At 69.8% G+C, this 20,437-nt stretch carries 24 protein-coding genes; 19 read left to right on the top strand and 5 right to left on the bottom strand.

Annotated features, from left to right (window positions below; all coding sequences use genetic code 11):
• Positions 1-101 precede the first annotated feature (101 nt).
• Positions 102-725, bottom strand: a complete 624-nt coding sequence (locus tag LWP59_RS06665; RefSeq protein ID WP_144640212.1) for a LysE family translocator — start codon at positions 723-725, stop codon at positions 102-104.
• Positions 726-860: 135 nt separating this feature from the next.
• Here LWP59_RS06665 and LWP59_RS06670 point away from each other — a divergent pair, with 135 nt between their 5' ends.
• The 5 genes from LWP59_RS06670 to ehuA all read left to right on the top strand — a co-directional run bounded on the left by LWP59_RS06670 (position 861) and on the right by ehuA (position 5,978).
• Complete coding sequence (locus tag LWP59_RS06670) at positions 861-2,861, top strand: protein meaA (RefSeq protein ID WP_144640209.1); 2,001 nt, start codon at positions 861-863, stop codon at positions 2,859-2,861.
• A gap of 89 nt (positions 2,862-2,950) precedes the next feature.
• Entirely contained in the window at positions 2,951-3,844 is an 894-nt protein-coding gene (gene ehuB, locus LWP59_RS06675; protein ID WP_144640206.1) for an ectoine/hydroxyectoine ABC transporter substrate-binding protein EhuB, read from the top strand.
• A gap of 4 nt (positions 3,845-3,848) precedes the next feature.
• Positions 3,849-4,556: an ectoine/hydroxyectoine ABC transporter permease subunit EhuC gene (ehuC, locus tag LWP59_RS06680; protein ID WP_144640203.1), complete on the top strand. Its 708-nt coding sequence runs from the start codon at positions 3,849-3,851 to the stop codon at positions 4,554-4,556.
• Positions 4,556-5,212 carry an ectoine/hydroxyectoine ABC transporter permease subunit EhuD gene (ehuD, locus tag LWP59_RS06685; RefSeq protein WP_144640200.1) on the top strand — a complete coding sequence of 219 codons (657 nt, stop codon included), beginning with the start codon at positions 4,556-4,558 and terminating at the stop codon, positions 5,210-5,212. Before ehuC ends, ehuD begins: the two co-directional genes overlap by 1 nt.
• Before the next feature lies 1 nt (position 5,213).
• Positions 5,214-5,978 carry an ectoine/hydroxyectoine ABC transporter ATP-binding protein EhuA gene (gene ehuA, locus LWP59_RS06690; RefSeq protein ID WP_144640197.1) on the top strand — a complete coding sequence of 255 codons (765 nt, stop codon included), beginning with the start codon at positions 5,214-5,216 and terminating at the stop codon, positions 5,976-5,978.
• 5 nt (positions 5,979-5,983) lie between these two features.
• On the opposite strand, the gene LWP59_RS06695 is transcribed toward ehuA, so the two are convergent.
• On the bottom strand, positions 5,984-6,187 hold the full coding sequence (locus tag LWP59_RS06695; RefSeq protein ID WP_144640195.1) for a hypothetical protein: 204 nt from the start codon (positions 6,185-6,187) through the stop codon (positions 5,984-5,986).
• Positions 6,188-6,458: 271 nt separating this feature from the next.
• On the opposite strand from LWP59_RS06695, the gene dctA reads away from it, so the two are divergent.
• From dctA to LWP59_RS06715, 4 genes are read left to right on the top strand one after another with little or no spacing between them, the layout of a single operon-like run.
• Positions 6,459-7,769 (top strand): C4-dicarboxylate transporter DctA, encoded by a 1,311-nt coding sequence (gene dctA / locus LWP59_RS06700; RefSeq protein ID WP_144640192.1) that lies wholly within the window; start codon positions 6,459-6,461, stop codon positions 7,767-7,769.
• 10 nt (positions 7,770-7,779) lie between these two features.
• A complete protein-coding gene (locus LWP59_RS06705) occupies positions 7,780-8,283 on the top strand; it encodes a carboxymuconolactone decarboxylase family protein (RefSeq protein ID WP_144640190.1) in 504 nt (167 codons plus the stop codon).
• Positions 8,283-9,077: an SDR family NAD(P)-dependent oxidoreductase gene (locus LWP59_RS06710; protein ID WP_144640187.1), complete on the top strand. Its 795-nt coding sequence runs from the start codon at positions 8,283-8,285 to the stop codon at positions 9,075-9,077. Before LWP59_RS06705 ends, LWP59_RS06710 begins: the two co-directional genes overlap by 1 nt.
• The gene (locus tag LWP59_RS06715; protein WP_144640183.1) at positions 9,077-9,946 is read left to right on the top strand and encodes an amidohydrolase family protein; all 870 of its coding nucleotides are present in this window, start codon (positions 9,077-9,079) and stop codon (positions 9,944-9,946) included. Before LWP59_RS06710 ends, LWP59_RS06715 begins: the two co-directional genes overlap by 1 nt.
• Here LWP59_RS06715 and LWP59_RS06720 read toward each other — a convergent pair.
• Entirely contained in the window at positions 9,943-10,713 is a 771-nt protein-coding gene (locus tag LWP59_RS06720; RefSeq protein WP_144640181.1) for an IclR family transcriptional regulator domain-containing protein, read from the bottom strand. The genes LWP59_RS06715 and LWP59_RS06720 overlap by 4 nt on opposite strands.
• A gap of 17 nt (positions 10,714-10,730) precedes the next feature.
• On the opposite strand from LWP59_RS06720, the gene LWP59_RS06725 reads away from it, so the two are divergent.
• Positions 10,731-11,357 carry an EthD domain-containing protein gene (locus LWP59_RS06725; protein ID WP_144640178.1) on the top strand — a complete coding sequence of 209 codons (627 nt, stop codon included), beginning with the start codon at positions 10,731-10,733 and terminating at the stop codon, positions 11,355-11,357.
• Positions 11,358-11,366: 9 nt separating this feature from the next.
• Entirely contained in the window at positions 11,367-12,137 is a 771-nt protein-coding gene (locus LWP59_RS06730) for an enoyl-CoA hydratase-related protein (RefSeq protein WP_144640175.1), read from the top strand.
• 7 nt (positions 12,138-12,144) lie between these two features.
• On the opposite strand, the gene LWP59_RS06735 is transcribed toward LWP59_RS06730, so the two are convergent.
• Positions 12,145-12,681, bottom strand: coding sequence for an NUDIX domain-containing protein (locus LWP59_RS06735; protein ID WP_144640173.1), 537 nt, complete (start codon positions 12,679-12,681; stop codon positions 12,145-12,147).
• A 38-nt stretch (positions 12,682-12,719) separates the two neighbouring features.
• Between LWP59_RS06735 and nucS the strand changes: the two genes are divergently transcribed.
• Complete coding sequence (gene nucS, locus LWP59_RS06740) at positions 12,720-13,379, top strand: endonuclease NucS (RefSeq protein ID WP_186383302.1); 660 nt, start codon at positions 12,720-12,722, stop codon at positions 13,377-13,379.
• Between the two features lie 7 nt (positions 13,380-13,386).
• On the opposite strand, the gene LWP59_RS06745 is transcribed toward nucS, so the two are convergent.
• Positions 13,387-13,575, bottom strand: a complete 189-nt coding sequence (locus LWP59_RS06745) for a hypothetical protein (RefSeq protein WP_186383301.1) — start codon at positions 13,573-13,575, stop codon at positions 13,387-13,389.
• A 409-nt stretch (positions 13,576-13,984) separates the two neighbouring features.
• Here LWP59_RS06745 and LWP59_RS06750 point away from each other — a divergent pair, with 409 nt between their 5' ends.
• The 7 genes from LWP59_RS06750 (at position 13,985) to LWP59_RS06780 (ending at position 20,378) form a co-directional block, all read left to right on the top strand.
• Positions 13,985-15,685: a sodium:solute symporter family protein gene (locus LWP59_RS06750; protein WP_144640170.1), complete on the top strand. Its 1,701-nt coding sequence runs from the start codon at positions 13,985-13,987 to the stop codon at positions 15,683-15,685.
• Between the two features lie 13 nt (positions 15,686-15,698).
• The gene (locus tag LWP59_RS06755; RefSeq protein WP_144640167.1) at positions 15,699-15,992 is read left to right on the top strand and encodes a hypothetical protein; all 294 of its coding nucleotides are present in this window, start codon (positions 15,699-15,701) and stop codon (positions 15,990-15,992) included.
• 82 nt (positions 15,993-16,074) lie between these two features.
• Positions 16,075-17,007, top strand: coding sequence for a DUF3558 domain-containing protein (locus tag LWP59_RS06760; protein ID WP_144640164.1), 933 nt, complete (start codon positions 16,075-16,077; stop codon positions 17,005-17,007).
• A gap of 59 nt (positions 17,008-17,066) precedes the next feature.
• Positions 17,067-18,068 (top strand): dihydroxyacetone kinase subunit DhaK, encoded by a 1,002-nt coding sequence (gene dhaK / locus LWP59_RS06765; RefSeq protein WP_144640161.1) that lies wholly within the window; start codon positions 17,067-17,069, stop codon positions 18,066-18,068.
• A gap of 1 nt (position 18,069) precedes the next feature.
• Positions 18,070-18,702: a dihydroxyacetone kinase subunit DhaL gene (gene dhaL / locus LWP59_RS06770; RefSeq protein ID WP_144640158.1), complete on the top strand. Its 633-nt coding sequence runs from the start codon at positions 18,070-18,072 to the stop codon at positions 18,700-18,702.
• Entirely contained in the window at positions 18,699-19,376 is a 678-nt protein-coding gene (gene dhaM / locus LWP59_RS06775; protein ID WP_144640155.1) for a dihydroxyacetone kinase phosphoryl donor subunit DhaM, read from the top strand. The genes dhaL and dhaM overlap by 4 nt, the downstream gene beginning before the upstream one ends.
• Positions 19,377-19,574: 198 nt before the next feature.
• Positions 19,575-20,378: a hypothetical protein gene (locus tag LWP59_RS06780; RefSeq protein ID WP_144640153.1), complete on the top strand. Its 804-nt coding sequence runs from the start codon at positions 19,575-19,577 to the stop codon at positions 20,376-20,378.
• The last annotated feature ends 59 nt before the right edge of the window (positions 20,379-20,437 follow it).

Genomic DNA, 20,437 nt, shown 5'->3' on the forward strand with positions numbered 1-20,437 from the left:
GGACGCCGTGGTCTACGACGCTTCGCTCGACGCCGACGCGGTGCTCCGGCCGGAGCATTGTGCCCTCGTCGTCGAGGTGAACCCCGCCGCGCTTCGCGCGGCTAGCCTTCCGCGGCCAACGCGATGCCGAAGCCGATGAGCGCCGTGCCGGTGATGGCGTCCAGGGAGCGGCGCACGCGGCGGCGCTCCAGCCACAAGCGCACCCGGTGCACCAGCGCCATCAGCACCAGCAGCCACACCGCGCCGAGCACCGCGACCGTGTAAGCCAGGAGCAGCGCGTCCCACGCGGTGGTGCGGCCGGGCTCCAGGAACTGCGGCAGCACCGACAGATACAGCGCCAGCACCTTGGGGTTCGTGATGTTGGACAGGAATCCCTCGCGCCACCGCCGGAAACCGCTGGCGCCCGAGCGCAGCGCGTCGAGCATTCCGTAGTTCCCCCGCCAGGCACCGCGCAGTGCCTGGAAGCCCAGGTAGCACAGGTACGCCACACCGGCCCAGCGCAGCGTGGAGAACAACGGCTGCGAGCGCACGATCAGCGTGCCCAGCCCGAGCGCCACCGCGGTGCCCTGCAGGAAGTTGCCGACCGCGATCCCGAAGATCGCCAGCAGCCCGCCCCTGGTGCCACCGGCGAGCGCGTTCTTCAGCGTGACCATCGTGTCCGGCCCCGGCGCGAGCACCACGAGCACGACGAAGATCAGGTAGGTGCCATAGGAACTCCACGTCACGAACGCCCACGTTAGCCCGGCCCGGTACCGGCGGCGAAGTGATTTGTCCCGGCCGCTAAAAGTGGCCTGTTCCACGGTGCAACGGTAGTTACCGGCAAGTACGCTGGGTCAAACGTCCACCATCGGAGGTGCACCGTGCCCTACCCCACGGACCGCGAGCGCGACCGCCCCTGGGTGATGCGGACCTACGCGGGGCATTCCTCGGCGACGGCGTCGAACGAGCTGTACCGCCGCAACCTCGCCAAGGGCCAGACCGGCCTCTCGGTCGCCTTCGACCTGCCGACGCAGACCGGGTACGACGCCGACCACCCGCTGGCCAAGGGCGAGGTCGGCAAGGTGGGCGTGCCGGTGGCGCACATCGGCGACATGCGCAAGCTCTTCGACGGCATCCCGCTCGCCGAGGCCAACACCTCGATGACCATCAACGCGCCGGCGATGTGGCTGCTCGCGCTCTACGTCACCGTCGCCGAGGAGCAGGCGGGAAGCGACGAGGTGCTGGCGAAGCTCGCGGGCACCACGCAGAACGACATCATCAAGGAGTACCTCTCCCGCGGGACCTACATCTTCCCGCCGGCCCCGAGCCTCCGGCTGATCACCGACGTGATCGCGTGGACGGTGCACCACGTGCCGAAGTGGAACCCGATCAACATCTGCAGCTACCACCTGCAGGAGGCCGGTGCCACGCCGACCCAGGAGGTCGCGTACGCGCTGTCGACGGCGATCGCCGTCCTCGACGCCATCCGCGACTCCGGCCAGATCGACGAAGCGGACATGGGCAAGGTCGTCGCGCGGATCTCGTTCTTCGTCAACGCCGGCGTGCGGTTCGTCGAGGAGCTGTGCAAGATGCGGGCGTTCACGCGGCTGTGGGACGAGCTGACCCGCGACCGCTACGGCGTCCAGGACCCGAAGGCGCGCCGGCTGCGCTACGGCGTCCAGGTGAACTCGCTCGGGCTGACCGAGGCACAGCCGGAGAACAACGTGCAGCGCATCGTGCTGGAGATGCTCGCCGTGTCGCTCTCGCGCGACGCACGCGCCCGCGCGATCCAGCTGCCGGCGTGGAACGAGGCGCTGGGGCTGCCGCGCCCGTGGGACCAGCAGTGGGCGCTGCGCATGCAGCAGGTGCTCGCGTTCGAGACGGATCTGCTGGAGTACGAGGACATCTTCGCCGGCTCGCACGTGATCGAGTCCAAAGTGGACGAGATCATGGCGGGAGCCCGCGAGGAGATCGACCGGGTGCAGGAACTCGGTGGTGCGGTGGCCGCCGTGGAAAGCGGTTACATGAAGTCCCAGCTGGTCTCCTCGCTCGCCGAGTACCGGCGCGGGGTGGAGTCCGGCGAGCGGATCATGGTGGGGGTCAACAAGTTCGAGACCAGCGAGCCGAGCCCGCTGCAGGCCGAGGGCGCCAAGGCGATCGAGACGGTCGACCCGGCCGTGGAGAAGCAGGCCGTCACCGCACTCGATGAATGGCGCCGGCAACGCGACGACTCCGCGGTGGAAAGCGCGCTCGACAGGTTGCGCGAGACGGCGAAGACCACGGAGAACCTGTTCGAGGCGACGCTCGCGTGTGCGCGGGCCGGCGTCACAACGGGGGAGTGGGCCGGGGCGTTGCGTGAGGTCTTCGGCGAATACCGGGCGCCGACGGGGGTTTCCGCCGCGTCGATGGCCGGGGAGGTCGCCGAGCTGTCCCAGGTTCGCGCGCGCGTGCGGGCCACGAGCGAGGAGCTCGGCGAGCGGTTGCGCATCCTGGTGGGGAAGCCGGGGCTCGACGGGCACTCCAACGGCGCCGAGCAGGTCGCCGTCCGGGCGCGCGACGCCGGGTTCGAGGTCGTCTACCAGGGCATCCGGCTGACCCCGGAGCAGATCGTCGCGGCCGCCGTGCAGGAAGGCGTGCACGTGGTCGGGCTCTCGGTGCTGTCGGGTTCGCACCTGGAGGTGGTCCCGGAGGTGGTCGACGGGTTGCGGGCGGCGGGCGCCGGGGACATCCCGGTGATCGTCGGCGGCATCATCCCGGCCGACGACGCGAAGCTGCTGACCGACCGCGGCATCGCGCGCGTCTTCACACCGAAGGACTACGAACTCACGGACATCATGGACGAAATTGTCACCGTGATCCGTGAAACACACGAATTGCCTTGATAAATGATCTCGTTCCGATAACGCGCTTTGACCCGAACGGGGCAGGCACCTACGTTCAGTAGCAACTCGAACCGGAACGGGGTGCTGCGATGACGCAGGGTACGTGGACGAGACGAGACTTCTTCAGGCGGTCCGCCGTGGTGGGGGTGGCGGCGATCGGCGGCCCGGTCCTGCTGGCGGCGTGCCAGAGCACGGGCAGCGGTGACACGCTGACGGCGGCGAAGAACGCCAAGACGATCAAGATCGGCATCGCGAACGAGGCACCGTACGGATTCGCGGATTCCTCGGGCAACACCACCGGAGAGGCGCCGGAGATCGCGAAGGTCGCCTTCAAGGGGATGGGCATCGACAACGTGCAGGCCAGCGTCGTGCCCTTCGACCAGCTGATCCCGGCGCTGAACGCCAAGCAGTTCGACGTCGTCGCGGCCGGCATGAACATCACGCCGACGCGCTGCAAGGCCGCGTTGTTCTCCGATCCGGACTACTCCGCGCTCACGGGTCTGCTGGTACCCAAGGGAAATCCGCAGGGCATCAAGAGCCTGCAGGACGTCGCGGCGAAGAAGGTCAAGCTCGCCGTGCTCTCCGCGGCGGTCGAGAAGGACTACGCGACCGGGGCCGGTGTCCCCGAAGGCGACATCGAAACCCTCGACAACCAGAACAACATGCTGCTCGCGGTGACCACCGGCCGGGTGTACTGCGCCGCGCTGACCGACATCTCGCTGAAGTACCTGGTCAAGCAGAACCCGAACGCGAACGTCGAGGTCACCCCGGGCTTCACGCCGACCCAGGACGGCAAGCCGGTCGTCTCCGCGGGCGGTTTCGTGTTCCGGCAGGGCGACACCTCGCTGCGGGACGCGTTCAACGAGCAGCTGAAGACGCTGCACGGCAACGGGCAGTGGCTCCAGATCGCGACGCCGTTCGGGTTCGACCAGAGCAACCTGCCGAAGGCGGACCTGACCACCGGCAAGCTGTGTGCCGCCTGATCCGGTGTCCGACGCGACCTCCCACATCATCTCGTCCATCCTCAGTGGACTGGGCGCGACGATCACGGCCACGCTCGGCGGGATCCTGCTGACGATCGTGCTGTCGTTCATCGCGGGGCTGGCGATGCTTTCGCCCGCGCGGTGGGTGCGGTTCGTCAGCCGGGTGTACGTCGAGGGCTTTCGTGGCACGTCCGAAGTGGTGCAGCTGTTCTGGCTGTACTTCGTGCTCCCCGCACTGGTCGGGCTGAAGCTGATCCCGTTGTTCGCGGGCATCCTGGTGCTCGGGCTCAACCACGGCGCGTACGGCGCGGAAGTCGTTCGCGGCGCCGTGCAGTCGGTGCCGAAGGCGCAACGCGAAGGCGCGATCGCGTTGTCACTTTCGCCCGCGCAGCGGATGTTCCGGGTGCTCCTGCCGCAGGCGGTGGTGGAGATGTACCCCCCGTTCAACAACCTGTTCATCCAGCTGCTGAAGAGCACGGCGTTGCTGTACTTCATCTCCGCCGGTGAGATCGCCGAGAAGGGCGAGCTGCTGCGGCCGGTCTACGGCAGCGATCTCGTGCTGATCTACGGTGTCGAGCTGCTCTGCTACCTCGTGCTCGCAGTGGTGATCACCGTGGTGATGCGGCTACTGGAACGGCAGGGCGCCAAGCGGCTGGGCCGGACGTCGATCGCGCGAAGCCGGTTGTTCGCGCGGGCGGCGGGGGTGTCCTGATGGAGTGGGACTGGGACAACGCCTTCGAGTCGATTCCCTTGCTGCTCAAGGGTTTGCTCGTCACCGTGGAGCTGACGCTGCTCGGCTCGGCGGTGGCCTACGTGCTGGGGCTGGTGCTGGCGCTATTGCGGCGGGGCAGGATTCCCGTTGTCAGCCAGGTCGTGTTCCTCTTCGTCGAGCTGGTGCGCAGCACCCCGCTGCTGATCCAGGTGTTCGTGATCTTCTACCTGCTCTGGCCCGCGCTGGACATCCGGCCCTCGGCGTTCCTGACCGGGGTCATCGCGCTCGGGATCCATTACGCCACCTACACCTCCGAGGTTTACCGGGCCGGGATCGACGCCGTACCGAGAGGACAGTGGGAGGCGGCGACGGCGCTGAGCCTGCCGCGGACGCGGGTGTGGACGGGCATCATCCTGCCGCAGGCCGTGCCGCGGGTGATGCCCGCGCTGGGCAACTACATGATCTCGATGTTCAAGGAGACCCCGCTCCTGCTCGCGATCGGCGTGCTCGACGTGCTCAACCGGGCGAAGGAACAGGGCGCGGAGACGTTCCGCGTGATCGAGCCGTACACGCTGGCCGGTGTGCTGTTCCTGCTGATCAGCTTCCCGTCGTCGATCCTGGTGAGAAAGTTGGAACGCCGTGTCGGACAGCTCTGAGATGATCCGGTTCGAAGGCGTGGGGAAACGCTTCGGCGACCACGTCGTGTTGCGGGAGCTGGACTTCACCGTCGCGCCGGGTGAGTTCGTGACGTTGATCGGCCCGAGCGGTTCGGGGAAGACGACCATCCTGCGGCTGCTGATGACGCTGGAGCGCGTCGACGAAGGCCGGATCTACGTCGGCGACGAGTGCCTGACCCACGTGCCGAAGGGCGAGCGGCTCGTCCCGGCGGGCGAGAAGCACCAGCGCCGGATGCGCAAGCGGATCGGCATGGTGTTCCAGCAGTTCAACCTGTTCCCGAACATGACGGTGCTGCAGAACGTCACCGAGGCGCCGCTTCGCGCCCTCGGACTGTCCAAGGGGGAGGCCGAGGCGCGCGGGGTGGACCTGCTGGAGCTGGTGGGCCTCACCGACAAGACGAACGCGCGCCCGAGCCAGCTTTCCGGTGGTCAGCAGCAGCGTGTCGCGATCGCCAGGGCGCTGGCGATGCGCCCGGACGTCCTGCTGCTCGACGAGGTGACCTCCGCGCTCGACCCCGAGCTGGTGGCCGGGGTGCTGAAGGTGCTCAAGCAGATCGCGTCCACCACGGACATCACGATCCTGTGCGTCACGCACGAGATGCAGTTCGCGCGCGACGTGTCGGACCGGGTGATGATGTTCGACCAGGGACAGGTCATCGAGCAGGCGCCGCCGGAAAAGCTGTTCACCGACCCGGATCACGAGCGGACCAGGGAGTTCCTGCACGCGGTGCTCGACCGGCGCTGACGCGCTCAGTGCCCGCCGAACAGCCGGCGGCCCAGCCGCAGGTGGCGTCCGGAGCCGCTGCATCGCGAGCAGTTGCGGAACGTCCGTCCGGAAGGCGACCGGTGCTTGCCGGACCCGCCGCAGCCCCGGCAGGACGCGAACGGCCAGATCAGGCACTGGATCGCGTAGCACGCGAGCACGAGCAGCCCGACCACGATGAGTTGGGTCATCGGGAACTCCCCTTCCCTCCACCAGCCGAAACGGCGGCGGCGCGAAACCTGATCCGCCCGCGGGCCGACCGAACCGGGCTCCCCGAGCCCGGCCCCCTCCTTGCCGCCGCGGGCCGTCCGTTGTGGATGCCCAAAGTCGAGTCAGTTTCACGTCGCCGGTACCAAACTGGGAACCCGGCGGCCCCCTCTCTTGACCTGAACCACCCGAACGGCGCATCATAATGTTCGTCAGTCGTGCAAATGTACGTCAGTCGAACAAGCGGAGACGATGATGTCGGCCGGATCAGTCCTGCGGAGCGCCTTCACCACCAAGCTCTACGTCACCGTCCTGGTGGCGATCGTCCTGGGAGCGGTGCTGGGGTTCGTCGCCCCCGCGGCCGGGGCTGCCCTGCAGCCCGTCGGCACGGGGTTCATCTCGCTCATCCAGATGCTCATCGCGCCGGTCGTGTTCTGCACCATCGTCACGGGCATCGCCTCGGCCGGCGAGCTCACCAGCGTGGGCCGCGTCGGGATCAAGGCCCTGGTCTACTTCGAGGTCCTCACCACGATCGCGTTGATCCTCGGGCTGATCGTGATGGACCTGTTCCGTCCCGGCGGGGGCATCCACGCCGACCCTGGCTCGCTGAAGCTCTCCGGCAGCGCGCAACAGTACGTGCAGTCGGGCGAGTCGCAGCACTGGTACGACTTCATCGTCGACATCATCCCGAAGACCGTGGTCAGCGCGTTCACCGAGGGCAACGTGCTGCAGGTGCTGCTGGTGGCGGTCCTGTTCGCCATCGCGGTCAAGGCGCTCGGCGAGCGCGGCGCGCCGCTGGTGCGCGGGATCGAGCGGGTGAGCGACGCGTTGTTCGGCATCGTGAAGATCATCATGTACCTCGCGCCGATCGGCGCGTTCGGGGCGATGGCCTACACCACCGGCAAGTTCGGCGCGTCCACCCTGGCCAGCCTCGGCGGGGTCGTGCTGCTGTTCTGGGCCACCGGCATCGTGTTCTGCGTCGTGGTCTTCGGGGTGGTCGCCCGGCTGTGCGGGATCCGGATCCTGAAGCTGTACCGGTACTTCAAGGACGAGCTGCTGATCACCCTGGGCACCGCGAACTACGAGGCCGTGATGCCGCAGCTGATGCGCAAGCTCGAGCACCTCGGCGCGCCCAAGCGGATCGTCGGGCTCGTCGTGCCGTCGGGGTACGCGTTCAACGGCGACGGCGTGTGCCTCTACCTCGGCTTCGCCTCCCTCTACATCGCACAGGCCTTCGACGTGAACCTCTCGCTGTGGCAGCAGATCGGGCTGCTCGCGGTCTTCATGGTCACCTCGAAGGGCAGTGCCGGCGTCGCCGGTGCCGGGTTCGTCATCCTGGCGGCGACGTTGTCCACGACCGGTGCGGTGCCGGTCGCCGGGATCATGCTCGTGCTCGGTGTCGACCGGTTCCTGTCCACCATGCGCGGCCTGGTCAGCCTGTGCGGCCAGATGGTGGGCAGCATCGTCGTCAGCCGCTGGGAGGGCGTGTTCGACCTCGACCGGGCACGGCAGGTGCTGTCCGGCGAAACCCCTGCGGACACCACGGAAACCGTGCCCGCGGCTTAGGAGGAGAAACATGGCAAGGCTCGACTACGTGGCCGGGAGCGGCGAGGTCGCCGACCGGATCCGGGCCCGCCGGGGTGGCCGGCTGACCCCGCTGGACGGCATGCTGCTGCACAGCCCGCCGTTCGCCGACGGCTGGAACAGCCTGCTCGGCGCCATCCGGGGGAACTCGACGCTGCCCGGCGACATCCGTGAGCTGGCGATCCTGCGCGTGGCGGCGCTCAACGGCGCCGACTACGAGTGGTCGGCGCACGAGCCCGTCGCGAAGGAGGCGGGCATGACGGCCGAGCAGATCGCGGCGCTGCGCGTCGGTGCCGACGTCGATCCGCTCGACGCGCGTCAGCGCGCGACGCTCGCCTACACCGACGCGATGACCAGCCAGGTCGTGGTGGAGCAGACTCTGTTCCAGGCGCTCGGCGAGCACTTCGACGATCAGCAGGTCGTCGAGCTGACGGTGACCGTCGGCGCGTACAACATGGTTTCGCGGTTCCTGGTGGCACTGGAGGTCGGCAAGTAATGAGGCTGGAGGGCAAGGTCGCCGTCATCACCGGCGCCGGCAGTGTCGGGCCAGGCTGGGGCAACGGGCGTGCGGCGGCGGTGCTGTTCGCCCGCGAGGGTGCGAAGGTGTTCGCCGTGGACCTCAAGCCGGACGCGCTGACCGAGACGGTGCGGATGATCGAGGACGAGGGCGGCACCGTGCGCACCCACACCTGCGACGTCACCGACAGCGCGGCGGTGGCCGCGATGGTCGAGGCGTGCGTGGCCGAGTTCGGCCGGGTGGACGTCCTGGTCAACAACGTCGGCGGCTCGCGCCCCGGCGGTCCCGTCGAGCTGGGCGAGCAGGACTGGCGTGCCCAGCTGGACTACAACCTCACCAGTGTGTTCCTGACCTGCAAGCACGTCGTCCCGGTCATGAAGGCCCAGGGCGGCGGCGCGATCGTGAACACCGCGTCCACCTCCGGTACCCGCTACACCGGTTCGCCGCAGGTCGGCTACGCCTCGTCCAAGGCGGGTGTGATCCAGCTGTCCAAAGTGCTCGCGGTGCAGCACGCGCCCGACGGCATCCGCGCGAACACGGTGGTGCCGGGCCAGCTGCACACGCCGATGGTCGAGGTGCGGCTGGCCGGGCAGCGGGCCGGCGGGGACGTGGACGCGCTGCTGGCCCAGCGGCAGGCCCGGATCCCGCTGGGGTTCATGGGGGACGGCCGGGACACCGCGTACGCCGCGCTGTTCCTGGCCTCGGACGAAGCCCGGTTCGTCACGGGCACCGAGATCGTCGTGGACGGCGGGATGACCGCGAGGTGTGACTGATGACCGAACCGACCTGTCCCGGGCCCGACCCGGACCCGAAGAAGCCCGCGCTCGCCCTGCCCGCGGGCAGTTGCGACGCGCACTGCCACATCTTCGGCCCGACCGCGAAGTTCCCGTACGCCCCGGACCGGACGTTCACCCCGCCCGAGGCGCCGCTCGAGGATCTTCAGTGGCTGCACGAGTTCCTGGGCTTCCAGCGTTCGGTGATCGTGCAGTCGGCTGCGCACGGCAGTGATCACTCGTCCTTGCTCGACGCGCTGGAGCGCGGTGCGGGCCGCTACCGCGGAGTCGCGCTCGTCAAGCCCGCGACGCCGGACGCCGAGATCGCGCGTCTGCACGAAGCCGGTGTCCGCGGGGCGCGGTTGCACTTCACCCCGCACCTCGGGCCGGCGCCGTCGCCCGAGACGATCCGGGCGATCGTCGACAAGATCCGGCCGTACGGCTGGCATCTCGCGCTGCACGTCGCCGGTGACGGCATCGCCGAGCACGAGGACATGGTGCGCGCGCTGCCGCTCACCGTGGTGATCGACCACATGGCACGCGTCGACCTGCGGGCGGGGCTGAACAGCAAGCCCGTCACGGCTCTGTTGCGGCTGCTGGAAAGCGGGTCGGTGTGGGTGAAGCTCAGCGGCGCCGACCGGATCGCGGTGCACCCGCCGGACCTGCGGGACGCCGCGGCGCTCGGGCGGCTGCTGGCCACCGAGGCTCCCGAGCGGGTGGTGTGGGGCACGGACTTCCCGCATCCGAACACACACGGCTTCATGCCCGACGACGGCGACCTGGTGGACCTGCTCGCCGAGATCGCGCCGGACGAGGCCGCACTGCGGCGGCTGCTGGTCGAAAACCCCGCCCGGTGCTTCGACTTCTAGTGCAGGCCCGCGATGTCCTTGGTGATCGCCTCGGCGGTCTCCAGCAGCCGGGGCACGAAGCGGCGGCGCAGCTCGTCGAGCGTGACGCGGGCGGCGTTGGCCGAGACGTTCAGCGCGGCGAGAACCTGGCCGCCCGCGCCGCGGACGGGCGCCGCGGCCGACCGCACGCCCTCCTCGCGCTCGCCGTCCACCACCGCGTACCCCTGCTCGCGCACCCGGCGCAGCTCGGCGCGCAGCCGCGCCGGGTCGGTGATCGTGTGCGCGGTCAGCTTCCGCAGCTCGATCTTGTCCAAATAGGACGTCAGTGCCGGTTCCGGCAGCGCGGCGAGCAGGACGCGGCCCATGGACGTCGGGTAGGCCGGCAGCCGGGAGCCGACGTTGAGGGTGATGCTCATCGAGCGGGACGCGGGGACCCGGGCGACGTAGACGATCTCGGCACCGTCCAAAGTGGCCATCGAGCTGGCTTCGCGCAGCTCGTCGGACAACGCCCGCATGTGGGACTGCGCGTGCTCCCAGAACGGCAGCGCGGCGAGGTAGCCGTAGCCCAGCCGCAGCACGGCCGGCGTCAGCCGGAACTCGCGGCCGTCGGTCTCGGCGAAGCCCAGGCGCTCGAGGGTGAGCAGGATGCGGCGAGCCGTGGCACGGGTGAGGCCCGTCGCCGCGGCCGCGCCGCTCACCGTCATCGCCGGCCGCTCGGCGGAGAAACTCTGCAACAGCCGGAAGGCCTTCTCGACCGAGTCGATGACGTCGGGGTCTTCTCTCGACACCGGAAAGACGGTACCCGATGACCGAAGGACTGCTCTTCGTTCTCGCCGAGCCGGGCGAGGTGCCCGAAGACGAGTTCCACGACTGGTACGACAACGAGCACGCGCCCGCGCGGCTGTCCGTGCCCGGGATCCGCAGCGGCTACCGCTACCGCGCGCTCGACGGCGAGCGCCCGGGCTGGCTCGCCTGGTACGAACTGGACATCGACGCGCTGCACGGCCCGCAGTACCAGGCGATCCGCAACCGCAGCCCGCGCGAGCAGTCGGTCGTCGAACGCCTCGACACCCTCGACCGCCGCGTCTACGAGCTGATCGACGACCAGGGCGAACCGGTGCGCGAGTCACCCGTGGTCCTCTCGGTCGCTTTGTCGACCCCGGACCCGGCGGGCCTGGACACCTGGTACCGCGAGGAGCACCTGCCGCTGCTGCTCGCGATCCCCGGCTGGCACCGCATCCGCCGCTACCGGCGCGTGGCGGGCCCGGGCCCGGACCTGCTGGCCTTCCACGAGATCGACAGTGTCGCGCTGTTCGACGCCGTGGAGTACCGGACCGCGACGAGCACGCCGTGGCGTGCGGAGGTGATGGGCGGGGTGACGGCCCGCGAGCGGCGGGTGTTCGGCTTCCACAACACGGTGCCGGGGAGTTAACGTCGGGGCATGACCGAGTACGAGCACATCCTGGTCAAGCGCGAGAACGACACCGTCACCATCACGATGAACCGCGCCGCGCGGCGCAACTCGCTGTCCGAGGACCATCTCGCCGAGCTGCTGGCGGCGTTCCGCGAGGCGGGCGAGACGGACGCGACCGGGATCGTGCTGGCCGGTGCCGGGCCGGTGTTCTCGGCCGGGCACGACTTCGGCGACGTGGCGGCGCGCGACCACGCCGGCGTCCGCGAGCTGCTGCGCCTGTGCACCGAGCTGATGCGGACCATGGAGTCAGTCCCGCAGGTCGTCATCGCGCGGGTGCACGGGCTCGCGACCGCCGCCGGCTGCCAGCTCGTCGCGTCGTGCGACCTCGCGGTGGCCGCCGAGTCCGCCGGGTTCGCGTTGCCCGGCGGCAAGGGCGGCTGGTTCTGCCACACCCCGGCCGTGCCCGTGGCCAGGGCGGTGGGGCGCAAGCGGCTGATGGAGCTGGCGCTGACCGGCGACGTCATCGACGCCGCGACCGCGCTGGACTGGGGCATGGTGAACCGGGTCGTCCCCGACGAGCAGCTCGACGAGGCCGTCGCCGAACTCCTGGGCCGGGCGACGCGGGGGAGCCGGGCCAGCAAGGGGCTGGGCAAGCAGACCCTCTACGCCCAGCTCGACCGTCCGGAGGCGGACGCCTACGCGATCGCACTCGAAGTGATGGCGGCGGCGTCGCAGACCCCGGACGCCCGCGAGGGGATGGCCGCGTTCCTGGAGAAGCGCAAGCCGGAGTGGGGTTAGGGACTGTTTAGCGCTCCGCGAGCAGCAGGAGCGTGTACGCCGCGATCGACTGGGCATCGGTGATCCCGCCTTCGCGCACGAGGCGTTCGAAGTCGGCACGGGCGAACCAGGCCGTGCGCATGTCCTGCTCCTCGTGTTCGCGCTCGTGCGGGCCCTCGGTGAGGTCGGTGGCGAGGAAGACCCGGCCGCGCTGACTCGACATGCCGGCGGCGACGTCGAGCAGCCCAAGGTCGGTCAGCTTGCCCGCGATCAACCCGGTCTCCTCGCGCAGCTCGCGCGCGGCCAGCTCCAGCGGTTCGACGTCGGCGAGGTCGGGGGCGGTGCCCTGCGGGAACTCCCAGCGACGCAGGCCGAGCGGGTAGCGGAACTGCTCGACGAGGTGCAGCCGGTCGCCGTCGAGGGGTATCACCAGCGCGTACTGGGGCTTGTCGATGACGCCGTAGACGCCGGGCGAGCCGTCCGGGCGGCGGATGCCGTCCTCGCGCACGGTCATCCAGTTGTTGCGGTACACCTCGCGCGAGCTCACCTGTCGAATGGGATCCACCCGAACAGTGTGCCGAAGGCGTCTTCTACCCTCCTCGGGTGCGCCTCGTGATCGCTCGCTGCCAGGTCGACTACGCGGGTCGGTTGACCGCCCACCTGCCGATGGCCACCCGCCTGCTGCTCATCAAGGCCGACGGGTCGGTGTCCATCCACTCGGACGACCGGGCCTACAAGCCGTTGAACTGGATGAGCCCGCCGTGCTGGCTCATCGAGGACGGCGACATCTGGACGGTGCAGAACAAGGCAGGCGAGAAGCTCGTGATCAGCATCGAGGAGCGGATCGACGAGGTGAAGCACGAGCTGGGCGCCGAGCCGGGCCTGCAGAAGGACGGCGTCGAGGCGCACCTGCAGGAGCTGCTGGCCGAGCACATCACCACCCTCGGCGACGGCTACTCCCTCGTCCGGCGCGAGTACCCGACCGCGATCGGCCCGGTGGACATCCTGTGCCGCGACGCCTCGGGCGCCGCGGTGGCGATCGAGATCAAGCGCCGTGGCGAGATCGACGGGGTGGAGCAGCTGACGCGGTACCTGGAGCTGCTCAACCGCGACCCGCTGCTCGCGCCGGTGCAGGGCGTGTTCGCGGCGCAGCTGATCAAGCCGCAGGCCCGCACGCTCGCGGAGGACCGCGGCATCCGCTGCCTGACCCTGGACTACGACAAGCTGCGCGGCACGGACTCGGACGAGTTCCGGCTGTTCTAGCGGGCGGTCACGTCCGCAGTGGCGGCCCCTGCGTGCCCGGGTCGAAGTGCGGGCGGGTGGGCAGCCAGGGCTGTTCGGTCTCGACGGTCTCGACCAGGTCGGCCGGTTTCGAGCGGGGCGGCAACGTGCCGAACCGCACATGGCGCAGGAAGGCCAGCTCCTCGTCGGTGAACTTTCCGCAGTCGGTTTCCGCCACGGGCACCTCCTCGTCGGAGGGTTCGATCCTACCGCGCCACCGGGTGGCGGTAGCTGCGCGAAAGCGAGGCGCGCGAGGCATCTCCGGTTGCCGCTGGGCGCCGTACCCGTTTCGCCGGTGGGACTGCGGCCTGCTGGTCAGCACCGCTAGAGAGGGCTGAACTCGCCGCCACCCTGGCCGCCGCCACGCGTCCCCAACTGCCCGAAAGGCGCGGCGCGCGAGGCGCCCGGCGCGCCTTCCGAGTTGCCGCCGGGCGCCGTACGCGGTTGGCTGCTCACCAACCTCGGTCTCAACATGGACAAGGCACCCCGGCGAAGTTCACATGTCCGATGGCCAAGTAGTAATGTGCGCTCGTCAGCTTGATCCTGGTGTTTCTTGTTGAATGGTGTTGACTCGTGGAGGTGCACCGGTGCATGTCCTAGCCGCAGCGAACCTGCGACTTGATGCGAGCGCGATCGACTACGTGCTGCTCGCGTTCTACTTCGTGCTGGTGCTCGGCATCGGCTACCTGGCCCGGAGGCAGGTCTCGACCAGCCTCGACTTCTTCCTCTCCGGGCGCTCGCTCCCGGCCTGGGTCACCGGGCTCGCCTTCATCTCCGCGAACCTCGGCGCGATCGAGGTCATGGGCATGTCGGCGAACGGCGCGCAGTACGGTCTGCCGACCGCGCACTACTTCTGGATCGGCGCCATCCCGGCGATGCTGTTCCTCGGCGTCGTGATGATGCCCTTCTACTACGGCTCGAAGGTCCGCAGCGTCCCCGAGTTCATGCTCCGGCGCTTCGGCCCCACCGCGCACTGGGTGAACGGCCTCAGCTTCGCGCTCGCGCAGATCCTCATCGCAGGCGCGAACCTCTACCTGCTGGCCAGCGTCGTGAACCTGCTGCTCGGCTGGCCGATCTGGGTCTCGATCATCGTCGCGGCCGCGATCGTGCTCACCTACACGGCGCTGGGCGGCCTCTCCGCCGCGATCTACAACGAGGTGCTGCAGTTCTTCGTCATCCTCGCCGCGCTCATCCCGCTCACCATCGTCGGCCTGTACAAGGTCGGCGGCTGGAGCGGCCTGGTCGACAAGGTGACCAACAGCCCTGGCGGCACCCCGCAGCTGCACTCCTGGCCCGGCAACCAGCTGACCGGCTTCGGCAGCAACTTCCTGTCGGTTCTCGGCCTCGTCTTCGGCCTCGGCTTCGTGCTGTCCTTCGGTTACTGGACCACGAACTTCGTCGAGGTCCAGCGCGCGATGGCGTCGAAGAGCATGTCCGCCGCCCGGCGCACGCCGATCATCGGCGCGTTCCCGAAGATGTTCATCCCGTTCATCGTGATCATCCCGGGCATGGTCGCCGCGGTGACCGTGACCGAGCTGATGGGCCAGAACAAGCAGGCCCTGCTGGACGGCAAGGCGGCGCCCAGCGGCGCGACCTTCAACGACGCCCTGCTGCTGCTCATGCGTGACGTGCTCCCGAACGGCATCCTCGGCGTCGCGATCGCGGGCCTGCTCGCGTCGTTCATGGCCGGCATGGCGGCGAACCTCAGCTCGTTCAACACCGTGTTCACCTACGACATCTTCCAGACCTACATCAAGAAGGACCGGCCCGACGGGTTCTACCTGAAAACGGGCCGCGTGGTCACGATGGTGGCGACGGTACTGGCGATCGGCACGGCGTTCATCGCTTCGACCTACTCGAACCTGATGGACTACCTGCAGACGCTGTTCTCCTTCTTCAACGCGCCACTGTTCGCCACCTTCATCCTCGGCATGTTCTGGAAGCGGATGACCAAGTCGGCGGGCTGGTCGGGCCTCGTGTTCGGCACGGCGGCCGCGGTGGTCATCTTCGTCCTCAGCAAGAACGGCACGCTGAACCTGCCGGGCCAGGGCACGAGCTTCGTCGCCGCGATCGCGGCCTTCGTGGTCGACGTGGTCGTCAGCGTCGTGGTCACCTACGCCACCAAGCCCAAGCCGGAGTCGGAGCTGGTCGGCCTGGTGTACTCGCTCACGCCGCGCGAGTCGCTGAAGCACGAGACCACCGGCGACGACGCGGGGTGGTACCGCAAGCCGGTGCTGCTGGCCGGCATCGCGGCAGTCATCACCATCGTCCTGAACATCGCCTTCTAGGAGGACGACCGCCATGGCAACGGAATCCACTCCCCGCACGCGCAAGGCCGGTGCGTTCGACATCCGGCTGATCATCGCTCTGCTCACGGGTGTGTACGGCATCGTCCTGACGATCATGGGCGCCGCGTTCACCGACGACGCCGACATGACGAAGGCCGCCGGGGTGAACATCAACCTGTGGGCGGGCATCGCCCTGCTCATCTTCACGGCACTGTTCGTGCTGTGGGCGGTGCTGCGGCCGATCCGCGTGCCGGAGGAGCCGACGGACGTGCCCAACGAGCCGACGGACGGGACCACGGCCGAATAACCAGGTTCGGCGCACTCGGCGAGGCCGGTGCGGTTACCGTGCAGGCGTGCGTTCACCTGCCCGTTCCGCCCGGCCTCGTCTCATGCCGGTCCTGCTACTGGCCGTACTGCTGACCACCGCTTGCGGCCCGGATCTGAGCAGGCAGAACTTCCCGCGCACGACGGTCACCGCGTCCGCCGCACCCGACAGCCCGATCACGGACGACGCCGTCTCCTTCGCGAACCTGCGCACCGTCGACCCGTGCGCGCTGCTCGACACCGCCACGCTCGCGGACCTGGGCACCGTCAAGGCGGACTCGACGGACTCCTCGTCGCTCGGGCAGTGCTCGGCCGACCTCACCGACGCCGGGGGCAAGGACCTGCGCCTGCACCTGCAGCTCGACGACATCACCATCAACTCCGGCAACACCTCCGGCACAGTCGGCGGCCTTCCGCTGATCGGCGACGGCCCCGACGGCGCGTCGTGCACGGCCACCGCAGTGACCTCCCGCAGCCCGGGGTTCGGTGTCAGCCTCTACGTCACCTACGACGGCGGCGACCCCTGCGGCGCCGGGCAGAACGCGTTGCAGAACGTCGTGCGACGGCTGCACGACCACCCCGCCCGCCTGCCGCAGCCGCCCGGGTCGCTGATCGCGCTCGACTTCTGCACCCTCGTCGACGAAGCGACCATCACCGACGTGCTCGGCCGTGGCTCGGAGACCTCGCCCTACGGCATGCACGGCTGTTCCTGGTCGGGCGGCACGGCGACCGGGTACCTCGACTACGGCATCCGGAGCACGCCCGGCGGGAGCCCGGCGGTGGATCTGGGCAACGGCGTCACCGGATACGAGCAGCTGGAGACCGGCGCGGGCCGCGAGTGCACAGTGTCCTGGCTGCACCGGCCGACCGCCGACGGCGAGGGCGAGGTCGTGTCGTTCCAGTACGACAACTACCACGACGACGCGGGCGAGGACGACGCCTGCGGCAAGGCCGCGACGGTCGCCAAGGCGTTGGTACCGAAGCTGCCGCGCGCCTAGCGTCACTGATCGATCGAAGGTAGACAGAGCACACCAGATCGACGCCAACGGAGGCGGGCATGAAGAAGATCATCAACGATCCGGCCGACGTGGTCAGCGAGTCGTTGCGAGGACTCGCCGCCGCGCACCCCGACCTGCTGCGCGTCCAGTACGAACCGGACCTGGTGGTCAGGGCCGACGCGCCCGTCGCCGGGAAGGTCGCGGTGATCTCGGGCGGTGGCTCCGGCCACGAGCCGCTGCACGGCGGTTTCGTCGGGCCGGGCATGCTCGACGCGGCCGTGCCCGGCGCGGTGTTCACGTCGCCGACCCCGGACGCGGTGCAGGCCGCGGTCACGGCCACGACGGGTGACGCGGGCGCTCTGTTGGTCGTGAAGAACTACACCGGCGACGTGCTGAACTTCGAGACCGCCGCCGAACTGGCCGCCGCCGACGGGCTCGACGTGCGCAGCGTCGTGATCGACGACGACGTCGCGGTCGCCGACTCGACGTTCACCGCGGGCCGGCGCGGCGTCGGGGGCACAGTGCTGCTGGAGAAGATCACCGGTGCGGCCGCCGCCCGCGGTGACTCGCTCGACGCGGTGGAAGCCTTGGCGCGCAAGGTGATCGGCCAGATTCGCTCGATCGGCGTCGCGCTGACCGCGCCGACCGTGCCACATGTGGGCGAGCCGAGCTTCGAGCTCGCGGACGACGAGATCGAGTTCGGCATCGGCATCCACGGCGAGCCCGGCCGCGAGCGGATCAAGCTCGAACCCGCCGACGCGCTGGTCGGGCGGATGGTCGCCGCCGTCGTCGAGGACCTGCCGTTCGGCGACGGCGACCGGGTGCTGCTGTTCACCAACTCGATGGGCGCGACCCCGCTCCTCGAGCTGTACCTGGCGCACGGCATCGCCGAGCGGCTGCTGGCCGAGCGTGGTATCACGGTCGAGCGCCGCCTCGTCGGCCCCTACATCACCAGCCTGGAGATGCAGGGGATGAGCCTCACGCTGCTCAAAGTGGACGATGAGCTGACCGAGCTGTGGGACGCACCCGTGCACACCGCCGCACTACGTTGGAGGGCCTGAGATGAGTTGCACCGCGAACGGGGTCGCGGACGCGGTCCGTGCCGCCGCGGCCGTGCTCGCCGAGCACCGGGCCGAGCTGATCGAGCTCGACCGCGCGATCGGCGACGGCGACCACGGCGAGAACATGAACCGGGGGTTCACCGCGATCCTGTCCGCTTTGGACTCCGCCGTCCCGGACAGTCCGAGCGCGGTGCTCAAGCTGGTGGCGACCACCCTGATCGCCAAGGTCGGCGGCGCCGCCGGGCCCCTCTACGGCACGGCTTTCCTCCGGGCGTCGACAGCTGTCGGCGGTGCGTCCGAACTGGACAGCGACGCGGTCGTCGCCGGGTTGCGAGCCGCGCTCGAGGGAGTGCAGGCCCGCGGCAAGGCGGTCGAAGGCGACAAGACCATGGTGGACGCGCTGATCCCCGCGGTCGCCGCCGCCGAGCAGGCCGCGGGCACCGAGGGGGCGGACGTCGCGGCCGTGCTGACCGCCGCCGCGGACGCCGCGGGCAAGGGTGCGGAGTCCACAGTGGACCTGGTGGCTCGCAAGGGCCGCGCGTCGTACCTGGGGCAGCGCAGCGCGGGCCATCTGGACCCCGGCGCACGGTCGACGGCGCTGCTGCTCGGTGCGCTCGCGAGGGCGGCGCGATGACGGTCGGGCTCGTTCTCGTCTCGCACAGCGCGAAGCTCGCCGACGGGCTCGCGGAGGTCGCCGCGCAGATGGCGCCCGAGGTCCCGATCGTGCCCGCCGGTGGTCTCGCCGAAGGCGGCATCGGCACGGACTACGACCAGGTGGTCGCGGCGGTCCAGCGGGCCGACCGTGGCGACGGGGTGGTCCTGCTCTACGACCTCGGCAGCGCGCAGATGACGGCGGAGTTGGCCGTCGAGTCGCTGCCCGATCCCGAGGCGGCCGTCGTCGCCGATGCGCCGTTCGTCGAAGGGACTGTCGCCGCCGCGGTGGCGGCGCAGGGCGGGGCGAGCCGCGCGGACGCCCTGGCGGCGGCAACCGCGGCGGGCGCCGCCGACCTGGAAGCCCCGGCGGCGACCCAGGGTGCGGACGCGGAGAGCATCGAACTCGTGCTGCACAACGAGGTCGGCCTGCACGCGCGGCCGGCGGCGGTGGTGGCCCGCACGCTGGCGGGCATGGAGGCGGACGTGAGTGTCGTGCTCGGCGACCAGGAGGCCGACGCGCACAGCGTGCTCGCCCTGATGTCGCTCGGCGCCCGCAAGGGCGACCGGATCGAGATCCGAGCGCGCGGGGCGCAGGCCACGCAGGCGCTCGAAGCCGTAAAGGGGCTCGTGGAGGGGAACTTCGGCGAGGCCTAGGGGGTGTCCTCGAAGGCTGGTCGATGGGCTTCGTGATCCAGGTGGTTCCTGGTGGTGGCGGGGATTCGCCCTCGTACCGGGTTGTACTCGGGTGAATTCCCGGTGCCGTCCAGGGGCCGCCTGGGCGCGGGGAGCGCGATTGAGCCTTTGAGGACGCTCCCTGGGGCGTCCGAGCGTCATCCGAACGGCGGAGGACGCATGAAGACGTCTCGATACTGGGTGGCGGCCATGGCGCTGCTGCTCACCGGCTGCACCTCGGTCGTGACCGGCGCGGCGTCGGTCGACCAGGGTGAACTGAGGCAGTACCAGGACGACCACGCCCCACTGACCGCGCAGCGTGCGCTCGGCGACCTCACCACCGTCGACTACTGCAGCCTGCTCGACCTCAACGGCGCGCGGCAGGCCGACGCGACCGGCGTCGGGTCGACCACGACCTCGCCGAACTACTGCTTCGCCGAAGGGAACTTCGGCGGCACCAGGGTCGAGTTCGGGCTCGGGTACCTCGAGGTCGCGGGCACGGACAGCGGCCGGATCACCGACCTGGCCAAGACGCTGCCCCGAGGGCTGGTCGCCCAGCGCAGCACGAGCGGTGACCCGGATTCCTGCGTGCGGTACCTGCGGTTCGCCGACGAGTTCTCCCTCCAGGTCTACGTCGACGAGCAGCTCGGCGGCCAGGGGCGCAAGTCGCCGACGATCCCCACCAAGCACCGCTGCCGCTGGCAGAACACCGTGACCCCGGACGTCCTCACGATCACCTTCGACGTCGGCCCGCAGCCGACCGGGCCGACGGAGGCGCTGGCGGGACGGCAGACCTCCATCGAGGGCGGCGCGGGGCTGACGTACTGCGTGGCCACGACCGCCGTCGGGCCGGATCCCGGATCCACGAACGGGAACTACCGGTTGGCGCAGGTCTACACCCTCCTGCGTCGAGGCGGGACGGATCCGTGCGTCCCGGTCCGGGCGCTCGCGAACATCGTCTGGCCGAAGCTGCCGGCGGCCTGACTCGATTCGGTGGTGCCGTTCGCGGCCCGGCCGTGGCACCATCGAGAGAACTTACCGCC

Source organism: Amycolatopsis acidiphila, assembly GCF_021391495.1.
GTDB classification, from domain to species: domain Bacteria; phylum Actinomycetota; class Actinomycetes; order Mycobacteriales; family Pseudonocardiaceae; genus Amycolatopsis_E; species Amycolatopsis_E acidiphila.